Origin of the sequence: Paenibacillus sp. FSL R7-0297, from assembly GCF_038009025.1 — a bacterium.
Taxonomy (GTDB): domain Bacteria; phylum Bacillota; class Bacilli; order Paenibacillales; family Paenibacillaceae; genus Paenibacillus_AQ.
The window spans coordinates 5187785-5203465 of record NZ_JBBPAQ010000001.1; the positions used below are offsets into that span (position 1 = coordinate 5187785).

General features: G+C 49.3%; 13 protein-coding genes. 7 read left to right on the forward strand and 6 right to left on the reverse strand.

Features of this window, described 5'->3' with window-relative positions:
- Window positions 1–10 precede the first annotated feature (10 nt).
- The 4 genes from MKZ24_RS22715 (at window position 11) to MKZ24_RS22730 (ending at window position 4658) form a co-directional block, all read left to right on the forward strand.
- Window positions 11–1657, forward strand: a complete 1647-nt coding sequence (locus MKZ24_RS22715; RefSeq protein WP_340786890.1) for an AraC family transcriptional regulator — start codon at window positions 11–13, stop codon at window positions 1655–1657.
- Window positions 1658–1777: 120 nt separating this feature from the next.
- Complete coding sequence (locus MKZ24_RS22720; RefSeq protein ID WP_340786891.1) at window positions 1778–2740, forward strand: ABC transporter substrate-binding protein; 963 nt, start codon at window positions 1778–1780, stop codon at window positions 2738–2740.
- Between the two features lie 13 nt (window positions 2741–2753).
- On the forward strand, window positions 2754–3506 hold the full coding sequence (locus tag MKZ24_RS22725; RefSeq protein ID WP_340786892.1) for a (2Fe-2S)-binding protein: 753 nt from the start codon (window positions 2754–2756) through the stop codon (window positions 3504–3506).
- Between the two features lie 462 nt (window positions 3507–3968).
- Window positions 3969–4658 carry a DinB family protein gene (locus MKZ24_RS22730; protein ID WP_340786894.1) on the forward strand — a complete coding sequence of 230 codons (690 nt, stop codon included), beginning with the start codon at window positions 3969–3971 and terminating at the stop codon, window positions 4656–4658.
- Between the two features lie 3 nt (window positions 4659–4661).
- Here MKZ24_RS22730 and MKZ24_RS22735 read toward each other — a convergent pair whose 3' ends face one another.
- Window positions 4662–5810 carry an alpha/beta hydrolase gene (locus MKZ24_RS22735; protein ID WP_340786897.1) on the reverse strand — a complete coding sequence of 383 codons (1149 nt, stop codon included), beginning with the start codon at window positions 5808–5810 and terminating at the stop codon, window positions 4662–4664.
- Window positions 5811–6723: 913 nt separating this feature from the next.
- Here MKZ24_RS22735 and MKZ24_RS22740 point away from each other — a divergent pair.
- On the forward strand, window positions 6724–9012 hold the full coding sequence (locus MKZ24_RS22740; protein ID WP_340786900.1) for a preprotein translocase subunit SecA: 2289 nt from the start codon (window positions 6724–6726) through the stop codon (window positions 9010–9012).
- A gap of 155 nt (window positions 9013–9167) precedes the next feature.
- Here MKZ24_RS22740 and MKZ24_RS22745 read toward each other — a convergent pair whose 3' ends face one another.
- Entirely contained in the window at window positions 9168–11081 is a 1914-nt protein-coding gene (locus MKZ24_RS22745; protein ID WP_340786904.1) for a serine hydrolase domain-containing protein, read from the reverse strand.
- 269 nt (window positions 11082–11350) lie between these two features.
- Between MKZ24_RS22745 and MKZ24_RS22750 the strand changes: the two genes are divergently transcribed.
- A complete protein-coding gene (locus MKZ24_RS22750) occupies window positions 11351–11512 on the forward strand; it encodes a MepB family protein (RefSeq protein WP_340786907.1) in 162 nt (53 codons plus the stop codon).
- Window positions 11513–11947: 435 nt separating this feature from the next.
- Here the strand turns inward: MKZ24_RS22750 and MKZ24_RS22755 are convergent, their stop codons facing one another.
- A complete protein-coding gene (locus tag MKZ24_RS22755; RefSeq protein ID WP_340786910.1) occupies window positions 11948–13060 on the reverse strand; it encodes a metallophosphoesterase in 1113 nt (370 codons plus the stop codon).
- A gap of 173 nt (window positions 13061–13233) precedes the next feature.
- Between MKZ24_RS22755 and MKZ24_RS22760 the strand changes: the two genes are divergently transcribed.
- Window positions 13234–14487, forward strand: a complete 1254-nt coding sequence (locus tag MKZ24_RS22760; protein ID WP_042236056.1) for an MFS transporter — start codon at window positions 13234–13236, stop codon at window positions 14485–14487.
- Window positions 14488–14552: 65 nt separating this feature from the next.
- On the opposite strand, the gene mnhG is transcribed toward MKZ24_RS22760, so the two are convergent.
- Genes mnhG through MKZ24_RS22775 form a run of 3 tightly spaced genes read right to left on the reverse strand, consistent with a single transcriptional unit; the run spans window position 14553 to window position 15680 of the window.
- A complete protein-coding gene (mnhG, locus tag MKZ24_RS22765) occupies window positions 14553–14936 on the reverse strand; it encodes a monovalent cation/H(+) antiporter subunit G (protein WP_336100647.1) in 384 nt (127 codons plus the stop codon).
- The gene (locus MKZ24_RS22770; RefSeq protein ID WP_039306104.1) at window positions 14911–15204 is read right to left on the reverse strand and encodes a Na(+)/H(+) antiporter subunit F1; all 294 of its coding nucleotides are present in this window, start codon (window positions 15202–15204) and stop codon (window positions 14911–14913) included. The genes mnhG and MKZ24_RS22770 overlap by 26 nt, the downstream gene beginning before the upstream one ends.
- Window positions 15201–15680, reverse strand: coding sequence for a Na+/H+ antiporter subunit E (locus tag MKZ24_RS22775; RefSeq protein ID WP_042136855.1), 480 nt, complete (start codon window positions 15678–15680; stop codon window positions 15201–15203). The genes MKZ24_RS22770 and MKZ24_RS22775 overlap by 4 nt, the downstream gene beginning before the upstream one ends.
- Window position 15681: the final 1 nt, after the last annotated feature.

The following is a 15681-nucleotide window of genomic DNA, read 5'->3' on the forward strand; positions in this document are numbered from 1 at the left end:
GGTACGAAGAATGGACAGCATAGCTGGTGTTCCCCCTTCGGGAAGATTCGGACAATTGGATCAGATGTGGTTCAGGCTTAGAAGCATCACACAGAACCACAGTCCTGCGGAAGAGTGGTCGCTGCGGCTGCAATTTCTTGAATGTCATATGCTCCTGATTCCCATATTAGGCCGGGGCTCCATAACGGTTGATGGCAAGTATTGCGAACTTAGAGCGGGATTTGTATTTGTCTGCCTGCCAGGGCAACTGGTCGAAGCCTATTTTGAAGGTACAGGAGCCCACAAATTATATGTTCTGCGGTTTGATGTATTTGGTCAGCGTAGTCAGCCTGAAGCTATGCAACTGCCAAGCTCATCTGAGCTCCAGCTTCCCTTCCCTTTGTGCGGAGAAGCAGCGGTTAGTTCGTCGATCATTTACAGCAAACACTGCGAGGCCATTACCGCTTCCATGGGAAGCAATAACCGCTTAGAGCGGCTGCATGCCCAGAGCGGATTCTATGAGCTGTTGTATAGTCTGCTAAGCGATGCCGGCCAATCTCAGCTGAACGATACTGACGCTGTTATGGAGCGGATAAAGGCATACATAGAACTGCACTACCGCGAAGATCTCTCCATCTCTCTGCTGGCTGGCGAGGCAGGCATTAGCACAAGACATTTCATCAGACTGTTCAAGCAGAAATACGGCCTCAGCGCGATTGAATACCTGACTGAATACCGGATCAGACAAGCCAGGAGTCTTATGCTGCCGCAAACAGATTATGAATTGAAGGATATTGCCGCTTATGTCGGTTATAAGGACATTCCTTATTTCCGGCGCAAATTCAAGCAAATTACCGGTGTAGCTCCGGCAACCTTCATGCGAAATGCCAAGCTGAAGATTGTCGCCTACCACGGCAGCCTGATCGGGGCACTGCTTACTCTGAATATTATTCCCAGTGCAGCGCCGGCTGACCATCCGTGGACTGAATATTACCGCCGTAAATATGAGCCCGGTGCAGTGCTGCCGCTTGCCCAAGATGACAATAACAGAATGCAGCAGCTTGCTTCCCTCCGTCCTGATTATATTCTGGGGCTGGAGCAATCGCTAAGTCAGGATATGCTGCTGCAGCTTCAAGAGCTTGCCCCCACTTATCTTGTGCCCTGGCTCCAAATGGACTGGAGGGCGCAATTAAGCTTCATCGGAGAATGCCTGGGCAAGTCAAAGGAAACCACGGCATGGCTCAGCAAATATGACTGCAAAGCCAAGGCTATCCGGGCAGACTTAGATCCGGAGCTTGCCAAGGATAAGCTTCTAATTGCCCGGATATCCGGTCAGACGATTACCGCCTTGTCTAATCGGAGCTTGGGTGAGGTGCTCTATGATGATCTGCATCTGATTCCGGCGACGGTTGTAAACCGCAAGCTTAGCCATCAGACATTGACGCTGGAAGAGCTGCGGTCTGTAGATGCGGACAGGGTCCTATTGATTGTGGATGAGGATGTCCACTCGCAGGCCGTCTGGTCTGAGCTCCAGAACAAGGAGTCATGGAAGCAACCTGATTCCACCGGATATTCGCGTATTGAACACCTCCCTCCCTTCCCCTGGACAGAGTATACATCGTTCACACAGGAGCTGATTCTTGATCTGGTGCCGTCTCTGTGGCGTAATCAGACATGAAATATTGGCGTGATCGTCAATAGTCGAATTGAAAAGATTGTTTTATACTCCTAACAGTGATATTGATTCTCACTCTCAGGTGAGACTAAAGGTATCGAAACTCAGGAGGTTACAGAATAAATGAGACAGATGAGACAAGGAATGGCGTTCTGTATGGCTATTGTAATGATATTTGTGATGGCAGCTTGCTCAAATAACAATGGACAGGCCAAGGTTGCTGCCACAGCTGAAGCGGAATTTCGTGTAGTGAATAGTGAAAAAGGCGAGATCAAGATACCAGCCAATCCAGTCAGAGTCATCGGTCTCTCCGTTGTCTATCCGGAGTTTCTGCAAGCCTTAGGTGTTACACCCATAGCTGTGCAGAACTACCAAGAAGATTTTCCCACCTATCTGCAAGAACCGTTCCAGGATACGCTGAAAATGGGTATTGCAGAAACCCCGAATTTTGAAATGATACTGGCCTCCGATCCTGATCTTATCATTGCTCCCGTATGGTGGTCTGAAAAGGACTATGATCAGTTATCCGAGATTGCTCCGACGGTTCTGTTACCCGAGCGCGATGACTGGCGTGATGAACTGACGGATATAGCCGAGGTGCTGGGCAAGAATGAAGTTGCAGAGAAGGTCATACAGGAGCTGGAAGCACAGGAAGCGGAAGCGAAGCAGAAGCTTGATGAGCTGGTTGGCAACGAAACCGTAATGTATATGATGGTTATGCCTAACAGCCTTATCCTCTACGGGGATCAGATTGATCGCGGAAAGTTTATTCATACCACGCTTGGACTGGAGATGATTCCGAACTTCCCCGGTACAGATCGGTCATTATCCATATCCTTAGAGAAGCTGCCTGAGTATAATCCAGACCATCTCATTCTTCAGCTGAATAATGAGGACAATGCTGAGGTTAAGCAGACCTATGAAGATATGCTGGATAGCCCATTGTGGAAGAATATGAATGCGGTCAAGAAGAATCAGGTGTATACGATGGCGGGCAAGGATTGGTTTAATCTGGGCATGTCTCCGCTGGCGAACCGCTATGCGATTGATGCCGTTCTCCAAGCCTTTGAAGGCAACTCGAAATGATGGGGACTTAAGGATGTGCCAAACCGACGAGATACAATGGGCAGAACGTTTTTTCATCCATCCTGAAGCTGTAGAGAATGTAGTGATTACTTTATCGCTTACCGAATTAAGCCAGCCTGCAAAAGCTGAGCATCTGCTCAGAACTTATGCTTCCATGCTCGGAACAGAGGACAAACGTTTGGCAGCTGCCATCTTTTGCAGTTGGATCGCCGGGATTTGCGGAGCCAAATATGCACTGCTCACGGCTGCACACCCGATGGCTCATGTCTTGTGCCTGAGCAACATGTCTGTACAGCTCATCCGCACTGAGGGGTTCCCCGAATTCTCCTTCCTTGTCCATGATAATTGGGACAGTAGCGGAAACAAGCATGGTATTGGAGAATTATTAGATGAGCTAGGCATGTTCTACAAGAATGATGTCAGACCGATTATTCTTGCTCTTGCCGAAGCTGCACAGACCAGAGCAGTAATGTTATGGAAGCATGTTTATAATCAGCTGTATGCCTTTATGGAAGAGGATGTGCAGGATGAAGCAGATGACAGCCTCCGCAGCCATATCATCAGGCAGTTCAAATCCATAACCTGGGACCTCGAACCGGAGGTATTCGGACTTCGCAGCAACCCGTTCCGTATCAAGACCAAATTCCGAATAGACCCCTGCTCTCCACATGAAACTATATCTATTAAGGCAACCTGCTGTCTGGCCTATCAGCTCAGAGCAGATCAGGGATACTGCAGCAGCTGTCCTATACTGCCTCCGGAGTAACCGGAGAGCAACGAATCAATCCATCGGAGGCCGCTTTGGAATCCGGCAGGTCTTCCCAGAAAAGAACGCCATCTTTTCGCTCGCGACCACAGGAGTATACCTCGCCAGTCCTTAGCAGCTTTGGATTTCTTCATGTTTGGGTGACTCATCCGACTGGCACAGCCTCAAATCAAGTTCGTGTAACTTGCCCATGCTTTTGCCTCCGGCTTGCTTAAGAATCCACTTCGCAGTGGACACCCTTGCCCTTGGCTAACGGTTGGCGCCCGCCCAGATATGAAGCGCTCTTCTCAAAACAGTTGCAAAAAAGCTGCAAAAGTTATGGCGGGAACATGCCAGTTCATACATAATAATTATATAAACTGGTAATCCAAGCGGACAAGCCATACATATTTATTCAGTCAATCTACGCTGCGCTAAGGACGGCAATCTTCAACAAACGTCACAAGAGGAGGTGTTGATTTCATGGACTTGGAAGAACAAAGGGTTTGGAGTGAGAATCTTAAGGCTTTAAATGAAATGATTTTGAATCCCGAAGAACATGCACAGTCCGTTCAATCATTTCTTTCTCTGCATGCTTGGTTACATTCTTCATCCGTTGGGAATTTAACCGAACTAACATTACATGATGCCGCAATAACAAGTTTGGACGAACAAACCTTCAGAAAGTACCCAGTGAACCTTTCGGATACGAAAAACTCGATTGCATGGCATCTTTGGCATAGTGCCCGACTTGAGGATATGACCATGAGTATTCTAGTTGCTGATCAACAACAAGCTCTTTATTCTGGAAATTGGTTCGAAAAAATGAACACTAGATTTACTCACTCTGGTAATGAGATGAGTGAAGAAGAAATTGCCGAGTTAAGTTTAAGTATAAATTTCAAATCATTATTGGCTTACAAAACTGTCGTTGGCAAGCAAACAAGACAAATCATATCGATGTTGAAGCCAGGACAGTTTGTAGACAAGGTTGAACAAAGCAGAATCAAACGATTGTTCGATGAAAATGCTGTTACTCAAAAGGCAAGTAGTCTAGCCGATTACTGGAGTAAAAGAAATATAGCTTGGCTGGTACTGATGCCTGCAACAGAACATATCTTTATACACTTGAAAAAATGCATTCATATAAAAAGTCAGACTATCATATTATAGTGCCTAACGATCTTTATCTATATCATACAATTGGGTCATCCCTTGATATGTAACTTCAACATGCAAGTCTTCCTGTTTCAAAAAGGTCACTTTCCCTGATGGATCCACCTGTCCAACCTCGGGATTAAGCACCTTGTATACGGCTTCGGAGGAGACAGAGTAGTCCATTCCATTGTACATGGTTGCTACCGGATTGATGCGGAGATAAGATTCTCCCATCCCTGAAGTTGCCCAATAGTCGCTTACTTCCAGATTAACTGCTTGACCGGGTGCTTCCCCGGCGAACATGATCAGTGGACTATGTACTCGTCTGGACCAGGAAATCTCGTTATGCTCACCAATAGGATCCATCTGAAAAAATAAATCCTGCCCATATTTAAACCCCTTCAATAAAAGTATATCTACCAGTGGATCGATTACCATTTCTTCCTTAGCTCCCATGTCCAGCCAAATCTTCACATCCGGCTTTCCGGTTTCTTGCACCCAATCTTCAAACGCTGGTCCGTTAGCTACCCATGTGGAGGCGGACAGCGCACCGATCATCGAGAAAGTCTCGGGATGGTGGTAGCCCATCCAGAACGCCTGCACTCCGCCAAATGACGATCCTATGATCATCCGGTGGTCCCTGTCCGGGATCGTTCTGTATGTTGAATCCACAAAGGGAATGACGGTTTCAACAAAATAGCGGGTAAATTTCTCCGCCCCGGTCCCATCCGTAGGAATAGAATCATTAGGGAAAGGGACGTACTCATTCCCCCGTTCTGAGCCTTCGCCTGCATCAACTGCAATTACAATGACCTTCTCCATCTTGCCATCCTTAACAAGTTGGTCTACCTTCTTGTCAACCAGCCACTCTTTATTAAAAGAACTGGTGCCGGTATTAAACACACTCCGCCCGTCGTTCATATACACTACAGGATAACGGTCTTCGCCGGTTTCATACCCAGGCGGCAGGTAAACAAAGATTCTCCGTTCCCCGAGCTTCTCTATGCTCACTGTACCTATGGTTTCATCAGGAGCAGCCTTCCCCTCCTGGGTTGGCGAAGGCTGAACAGCGGTTGGCTCCTGTTCTTTCACACAACCTGTGAGCGTTATCATTAATAATGTTATAAGTCCCCAACAACTGCACTTGTAAATCCAATTTTTGATCATCTAATTCCCTCCTCTAAATAATTTAAACGCTTTCATCAATAACTGAGTCTTCTAATTCCTCCCGCAACGCTTCCGCATCCATGAACCTGATATTCCTTTGCCCATATTTCTTATTCTAGCGCAAACGATTCCATCTGCCTATTGTTTATCCAGTTGCAGCAATGTAACATACAGCTTGTCATCTTTATATTCCTCCCGCTTCAAGAGCGCAGGGGAGCTAGCATACAAGAATCGAAGGATTTAGATAAGCATTTTGGCGGACTGGACCGGGTGATGGGTATGCAGCACGGTTCATTATATTTTAAATACGGAGAACGGAGCGGCGAGAAATATAATAATTGTCTATATCCCTCTGAGCTTCTCATGTTGCCACGTCCCTCCTATGGAAATAATCATACTGATGAGATGGAGATGCATGGATTGACGAACTAATTTCAAGTGCTCTGAGAGTAGTTATTATTCTCGTCTAGACCACCTTAATGCGGATGAACCCGTGGCTCTCTCTGGTCCAGTAGTTTCCCGCACAATTTGGACACTGGATCGGAACACCTATAGCATTTGCATACCCTCTTATGTTTCTGTATTTTGTGGGATGGATCATTGCGGATATTAGGGATATGGTTTCAACAACCCTTGAACTCCGGTTAGCACAGACCTCCTTTTACTCATACCACTATTTAGGACAGATTGCACTCATTGAAAAAGCAGCAGCAACCCCGTAGACCGAGGTTGCTGCTGCTTTTGTATGTAAGACCGCGTCTTTCTGGCAATTTTGCCTAGGAGGAAATAAATAGAAACTTTGGGCAGGCTTTTACGTAGTAATACGAAGTTTATGAGCTTGAAGCCAGGCAAAGCATTCCATGTTATGGAGCGATTGGACTTCATTCTACTACCGAGAGGAGATCATATTCCTATGAATATAGCCGTCAAGCTGATGCATCGGTTCAAAGACTACGATAACCGGATTAAGCTGAAGGCCTATCAGGACCAAACGGAGCTCATCAGGAACCGGAATCTGCAAGCATGGGAGGATGGCCAGCTTCAAGCGGAATCCCTACGGCTGCAAAAAGAAGCTCGGTCGGGTACGCCATTGGACGAGCTGCTTGTTGATGCTTATGCGCTTGTCTGTGAGGCAGCGAAAAGAACGCTCGGACTGCAGCCTTACGATGTTCAGATCATGGCTGCGATCGCACTGCATGAGAGATTCTTAATCGAGCAGCATACCGGTGAAGGCAAAACGCTATCTGCAGTTATGCCTGCTTATCTTAATGCACTGACCGGCGAAGGTGTTCATGTGCTGACTTTTAACGATTATTTGGCCAAGCGCGATGCCGGGTGGATGGGTCCGGTGTATTGTTTCCTCGGATTAACGGTTCAGCCTGTGCAGGCGGGCATGAGCCTGTCCCGGAAACGGGAAGCATACGCCGCCGATATAACCTACGTTACGGCGAAAGAGGCGGGCTTCGATTACTTGCGCGACACGATAGCACTAAGCGAAGCCGATACCGTACATCGTCCGTTCCACTATGTCATCGTCGATGAAGCGGATTCACTGCTTCTTGACGAAGCGCGGGTGCCGCTAGTCATCAGCGGGGAGTCGGACTCTTCCATCAGTGACGGCATTCTGTTCGCAGAAGTGGCCCGGCAGCTACAGCCCGTGGAGCATTACGACTTCGATGAGTTCCAGCGGAATGTATACTTGAATGAAGCCGGCGCTGCGAAAGCGGAATCCCTGCTGGGATGCGGTAATTTGTACGATAGCCATAATTCTCACTTATTAACGTCATTAAATTGCGCGCTGCATGTGGAATCGTTATTAAACAAAGACATTGATTATATCGTCCGGGACGGTAAAATCGAGCAGATCGAAGAATATACCGGCCGTGTGGCCGAGAACAGGTATTTACCGGACGGGCTGCAAGCCGCGCTTGCGGTCAAAGAGGGGCTGCAGTGGACCGCCAGCGGGAGAATTCTCGGCACAATTACCCTCCAGCATTTCATTAGCCTGTATCCGGGAATTTGCGGAATGACGGCGACCGCGCACGCGTCCGCAATGGAATTCAAAGCGGTTTATATGCTGCAGGTCGTGCAAATTCCGCCGAACCGGACAAACATACGAATCGACCATCCACACATGATTTATACCCATAAAGAAGCCAAATTTAAAGCGCTTGTACAAGAAATCTCGTCCGTTCACAAGGCGGGACGTCCTATTCTCATTGGAACGTCCAGCGTCCAGGAGTCTGATATGCTGGCGGAGGCATTAGCAGCTGCGGGTGTACCCTGTCAGGTTCTGAATGCAAAAAACGATGCAGAAGAAGCCGGGATCATCGCCAAAGCCGGAGCAGCCGGCGCCGTCACGGTGTCTACGAATATGGCGGGACGCGGCGTCGACATCCGGCTCGGTGGAGGTGACCCCGTGCAAGCAGAGGTAATAGCCAAGCTGGGCGGGTTGTACGTGATAGGCACTCATGTGAATGAAAGCGTACGAATCGACGACCAGCTGCGCGGTCGTTCCGGCCGCCAAGGTGACCCGGGGGCCTCGGTATTCTACGTAAGCTTAGAGGATGAGCTGATGCTGCGGTTCGGATTCGATAAAGCGGTTCGCGTTCCCAGGCAGGATGAGGCACTCGATGATCCGGTGCTCCGCAGCAAAATCGCGCATACCCAGCGCGTTATTATGAGCCAAAACTTCGATATCCACCAGGAACTGAACGGTTATTCGGATATGGTGGAGGATCAGAGGCGGATTCTATACGCGGAGCGGCTCGGAATTCTGCAAGGCACGAAACCGATGAGCCCTGCGGAGCAGCGGGTACGGCTTTTTTATATCGACGGGTTCTGGGCGGACCATCTGGCATACGTCTCTTACCTTCGTGAAAGCATCCACCTGGAGAGCCTGGCCAGCCGCAGTCCGATCGATGAATTTCATATGCAAATTTCCCAGGCCTACGAACAGATTCCCGCTAAAATAGACCATGAAACAGCAAATATGCTTAAAAGGCTCAATGGCTCGAATGATCCGGCAAAATGGGATGAGCTCGGTCTCAAGAGTCCCCCTTCTACCCGGACTTATATTATCAACGATCAATACCTGCAGAATAAGCGCAGCTCATGGACCGGAACGACTGTATTGGCTTATTGGCTTCGTCCGGTATTGAGGAAGCTATTATGGCCGGTACTCAAGCTGCCTAAATATTGATTGATGCACCGCAGCTGATTAAGCAGGAACACACAAAAATACATCGCCGGTGCGCTTACGTCACTTGGCGATGTATTCAGTAATGACGAACAATTGGAAAATCAGCTTAGGAAAATTCAATTCGTCAGGCGTTATTTGCGGTGTAATCCCCCTGTTTAACTATATAACTGCCAGAATATAAGCAACCACACCAGAATAATCATCATGACAGTAGGAAGAATTGCTGACCATTTGCCACGGGCAGTTGAAGCAGAGCGGTTCTTCCTCCAGGACAGCAGCAGCGCGGCCAAGAACAACACCGCCAGTCCAGTCAGACCATAGTTAATCAGAATCTGCGGATGCACTTCGGCATAGGCACGTTCATTGTTGCTGAGCATTCTCAAGGCCAGAACCAGGTTGTTCACCACAATGCCGCTGCCTGTCAAGGTGAGGCCAGCTGCCAGCATGCGGCTGACGGCACGGGGTGCAGGACGTGTTCCGGCTCTTCGCTTGTTCAATATTGCCTGTATCAGCAACACAAACGGGGCGATAACGAAATAGAGGACGGCCAGTGCCGCAAGCACGGCATTCAAGAGAAGCACCGGCATTGACTTACCAGCAGGCAGCGGCAAATAATCTGTCGTATATACCGAGATGGCCTCCACCTTACCCTCTCTGACCGTGGCATGCAGCATGGGCCAGGCATCCAGCGCCGAGTCTCCGCTTACTTTCTCATAGAGATAGGGCTGAACCTGCTTATAGCTTCCGGTCATCCCGGCAAGTGATACCCGGAGTTGATCTTCCCCCTGCGGCTCAAGCTTCATCAGGGTTAGATAGGGGAATAGATTCATGAAGCCGTGTCCGGGGCGCCGCGCAGCCATGAACTCGCCTTGAACCTCTGACGAATCCGGCAGATCAACAACATCTGCCTGCTGACGTGTGCCCAGTATTACTTTGGTCAGACCATGTACAATATTGGATTCGCTAGCCTGATTGGTCATAATTATGATCGCGAACCGGTCTTCAGGCACAATCTGCAGATTGGTGGCAAATGCAATCGTATTTCCGCCATGTCCGAGCGTACGCTTCATTCCGGGATATTCCCAGAACCCATGGGCAATACCCGGCATTCCTTCAGCAGAGGTATAACTCTGAGTCAGCATCGTGCCCAGTGTCTCCGGCTTCTCGAACAGAGGGGATGCTTCTCCGGCTGCAGGCATGAATGCCATCGCGAACTTAGCCAGATCTTCTGCAGTGCCGTTATTGCCTCCGTTAGGGTACATGGACATATAATTCCATGATCCTTGCGTAAAGCTCCCTTCTCCCTCGAAGAAATAACCTTTAGCTTTATGCTTCAGCAGCTCCGGACGGTCCTCTACAACAGAATAGGCAATCGAATCCTTCATCCCGAGAGGATCAAAAATATGCTGCTGAACGTATTCATGATATGGCTGGCCGCTGATTCTCTCCACAATATAGGCAGCCAGTGAGTTCCCATAGTTAGAGTAAGCTATAACCTCACCCGGTCTGTAAATCTGTGCCGGCTGGGCCAGCTGCAGCCCCTCTTCCAAAGAGCGTACTTCCTCAGGGGACTGATAGGCCATGTCGAACATATACTCCTCGAATCCGGCATTGTGGTTCATCAGATGAAGCATCGTTATGGGATCATCATATTTCAGCCTGGTCAGGAAATTGTCCGGCAAAAGCTTGCGGATATCTTCATTCAGATCGAGCTTTCCTTGCTCAACCAGCTGCATTACGGAGGTCCATACGGTAAGCTTGCTGATCGAGCCCCATTCCATTACCGTATCCTTCGAAACAGGGATCTGCTGCTCCAAGTCGGCGTATCCGTAACCCTTGGACAGTACCACCCGGCCGTCCTTTACCATAACAACAGACGCCCCTACGGATTGTTGTCCTATGTACTCTTTTACATAATCGTCGACAAAAGCTTCCAAACCGGTCAGCGGAATCCCTGATGGGGTTGCTCCCTCTGCTCCCCCGCTGCCTTTCCCGGAAGCAAATGCCGTGAAACTGCCGGATAATAGCAATAGTATTGAGAACATAACTGTGAATCCTTTTCTTAACAATTAAACCTCTCCTTTAGTCGAGTAAATTCCTGCAGTTCCCCCATTCTAACAAATATCATCCCGCATAACATTACAAACAGCTTACATTTATGCCGGATGGACTGGTATTAACTTAATTGGAGACAGCATTATAACCACTCAGGAAGAAGGCATCTCATGAATAACTTTTATAATACGTTAGCTTATATAACTGATGCGTTGTATGCACCGGCCCGCTTCACTGTTGATTCAGTGCAGGAAGAACCGCAGAATGCCGGATGCGGCGCAGAATGGCAATGCGCGTGTATCCGGACTGGGATACCGTGACTAATAAGCAGGCTTCTGCTGCGCAGAAATGGCAGCTGCCTTATTTTTCTAGAGTAGCTCCCATGAACGATCTGCATATGCACGCCTTAACCCGGTTGTATGAACCAAAAGAATTACAGCTATGATTCTGTTCATTCACCGGTAGGATCTGCGGACGGATGATCTTCCGGCTTTTGACGCCACCCTGTTCTGCGCAGGAAAATTCCCTGCATGTATTGAATCTGGAGCCTTTTTTGTTACGGAATGAACGTTATCTTGAGCATAGCGGTCTAAATTTCCACCAGCATGTATCCAGCCTGCAGCAGGAATATGCGCATTAAGGTAAGCTTCTCCATATTCTTTACGGGGAGCCGGATGCTATCTTAGGCGGTCACAGGCGCTGGCTATAGAACTCTACAAGGAAATATTGAGCAGCAAAGGAGCTCCGTCTCAAGAGTAGCTGCCGGAACCCTTGGCAGACGCGGATTCCGCTGGCTGTGCGGAGCAGTCTATTTCCACAAGATCAGAGTGGCTTAGTACAAGAAGGGTCCATCCGAATATCCGGATGAACCCTTCTTGCACTATCGCTCTGAATTATTAAAATTCACATGAATGGATACTACCTCCGACCGCGATCCGATACGGATCGGCGGACCCCAGAATCCATATCCGGAAGATACTATGGAATGGAGCTGCCCTTTCTGCAGATATCCCCAGTCATTCTCGAACACTCTGGAAGTGATCAGATTGGCAGGCGCGATCTGCCCGCGGTGGGTATGGCCGGAGACCATCAGATCAATCCCCTGCTCCTCTGCTGTGTCGAAGCCGACCGGTTGATGCTCCAGCATAAATACCGGCTTCGAGCCATCTACGTTCTCCATCAGAACAGACAGCTCAGCTCTATCCTTATCACTATAATCCTTCCGCCCGATAAGCGTCAGCCAGTCTCCTACCTCAATGGCTTCATCATAGAGGACCTGAATCCCGCTCTCCTCCAGAAGACTGATGATCTCCTCCGTCCCGCCTTTGAAGCGGTCATGATTGCCCAGAGAAGCATACACACCAAGCGGTGCTTCAATCTCCGCTAATATCGCACCGATGCCCTTGTCCTTATACGGTACAATATCATCATCCACAATATCACCGGGGAATAATACAATATCCGGCTTCAGCGCATTGATCCTCTCTACCATCCGCAGCGCATGGCCTTTACCCGATAAATAGCCAAAATGCATATCTGAGGCCATCACAATATGAAGTTCACCATTCGCCGGCCCGGTCTTGCCGATCTTCAATTCATAGGAACGGACAACCGGACTGTAAGCGCTGAAGCTCCCGAATCCAAGCAGACCGGCCAGCAGCAGCATAGTAAGAATTCCCGACCACTTCTGAACGGCATGACGCGGCAGCCTGCTCAGCTTCGTTAGCCAAACCGATAGATGAACAAGCGGCAGCAGCATAATCAACAAGCTGAACAATGCCAGCCAGTAGCTGCCGATAATACTTAAAATGGCCGATCCTGCGACCACTCTGGACAGAATCAGCGAGCTGGCCAGAAAAACAAGCGCAAGGATATAGAATAGCCGGAACCTGCCCGACACTACCGGCTTGATCCAGCCCCAGCCGCTCCAGCCGATGTAGAATACAATTAAGGCATATACAATGATAAATACGATTCCGATAAGGATATGCATGTTAACCACCTTATGTAAATTTCATCCGAGTACAACAGCTTTTCTAACCAGTCTACAGTAACTTCAGGCACCGCTGCAACTTAGCTGCGTTTTGTTGTTGACATTGTCCTGTAATTATCATTTAATGGTCTGGACCTTTCCTTACTTTACAGACAACCCTGGAGGATTTAATCATGGCCAAACCTTTATTTCCGCGGCTGCAGGGAAACAGCCGGGGCTGCTTAACCTTTGAACCTTTTTTCCTGATTCCCTACAGCATGTTCTCCACCTATGCCACGCTTTATATGTACGAGCTGGGACTGTCGGAGCTGAACATCGGCTGGATTACCACGATCGGACTGATCGTACAGGTATTCTCTTCATTAATCAGCGGATATTTGACGGACCGTCTGGGACGCAAGCGGGCTATTTTATACTTTGACCTGCTTAGCTGGAGCCTGGCAACTCTATTATGGGCGTTTTCACACAATCTGTGGTTTTTTGTAGCTGCTGCGGTCATAAACGGCTTCCAGCGTGTCCCGCATATTGCCTTTTACTGCCTGATTGTCGAGGACACCCGGCCCTCTGACCGGACGTATGTCTTCACGCTGCTGCAGATTATCGGTGTCATCGGAGGGCTGTTTGCACCGCTGGGCGGTCTGCTTGTACACCAGTACGGCATGATTCAGGGGATGCGGATGATGTATGTGCTCGCGTTTCTGTTCATGACCTTCCAGTTCGTCGGCCGTCAGCTAACGACCCGTGAAACCGAAGCCGGAATAAGGAAACGTCAGGAAACACGTGAACTTGGACTGCGGGAAATTATGGTCGAATATGGCGGAGCATTCCGTGAGCTGTGGGTGGAACGCAATCTGCTGCTGATCTTCGGCGTATACATCCTGTTCAATTTCCAGGCCACGCTGAAGAGCACCTATCTGTCACTGTACCTGGCTGATTATCTGCATATGGATAGCGGTATCCTCTCCCTGTTTCCCGCAGTCTCCTCTATAATCATGCTGCTGACCTTATGGCTTCTTATGCCCAAAATCCCGGACCAGAGCGCCAACCGCTCCATGATGGCCGGCTTCGGACTATCTGCGCTGTCCAATGCTATGCTGGTGTTATATCCTTCGTCCAGCCTCTTGTGGATCGGACTCAGCACCATACTGGCAGCCGTGGGACTGATGATCAGTTCACCTTATCTGGAGGCTGCCGTACAGAACGCCATCGATGACGATAAACGGGCCAAAGTCTTTTCCACACTGTCCGTGCTGATCCTGCTGTTCACTGCACCTGCGGGCATCATCGGCGGCTGGGCGTACAAGCTCGATCCGCGAATCCCTCTATGGCTGGTTACAGCTGCGTTCGTCCTCTCATACGCACTGCTGCATCTGTACCGCAGACGGACTGCACAGAATCACAATTCTCCGCAGCAGCTTTCACAATAAACCAGGGCAGGGATGTCCCTCAGACCATTTATGGCCTGGAGGACATCCCTGTTTACACCTTACGGCTATGACGTTGAAGAATCCGACTTGATCCGTTCCTTCTCCAGCACCTCTTTGAGGTCATCCTGGATACGGCGGTTCCACAGCGGAATACCGGAGCGGTAGGCCGCCCGGCCGGTCAGGTGGGCTGACAACGGTGAAGTCATAAATACGAAGACAATCCCCAGCAGCAGCTTTGCACTGACGTAATCGAGAAAAAAAGCAAAGTAGAGAAACGCCCCGCTGAGCACACACAATACACCAAGCGTAGCGCTTTTGGCAGCAGCATGTGATCTTAAGTAGACATCCGGCAGACGGATCAGCCCCACAGAGCTGACAGCACTGAGGAGTGCACCTGTCAGGATAAGCAATACGAACAGCAATTCAACGGCCGTCTTGATCATTTCCATATTCAAACACCACTCCCCTTTCGATATATCTGGCCAGCGCCATAGTTCCGATGAAAGAGAGAATGCCGATCAGCAGAATGTATTCAATGAAGGCCTCAGTCTTGAACAGGATCGAGAGAACCGCCACCATCGCCAGCAGGTTGATTCCGATTGTATCGAGTGCTGCGACCCGGTCAGGCAGCGAGGGTCCTTTGACCAGCCTCCAGGCGCAAATTGCAATCGAAATGACCATGATCGAAAGCGACAGCATGAGTATAAAATGAATCATGAACGGGTCACCTCCAGAATCGCTCGTTCGAACGTATTGCGGATATTCGCGCCGAACTGTTCCACATCCTGTATATCCATCGCATGAATGTATAACGTCCGGTTATCTTTGGATACTTCCAGCACCACGGACCCCGGAGTCAAGCAGAGCAGTGTAATCAGCACGGCAACCTCCCAGTCCGACTCCAGCTCCGTGTGGTACATTAGGATGGCCGGGCGGATGTTGAGGTTCGGCCGAAGCACCGCCTTGACCACGATATAGCTGGATACAACCAGTTCCCGCAGCAGCAGGCCAGCCAGCTTCACAATAGCCCATACCTTGCCAAGATACAGCCGCCCGTCGAAGAAACGCCGCATAGCCATAAGAACGGCAATACCCAGCACATACCCGACAATGAAGCCGGAGGCCGTCCAGTCATTATTCAGGAACATCCACAAGAACGCTATCATGAGATTTAATAATATTTGAAAGGCCATC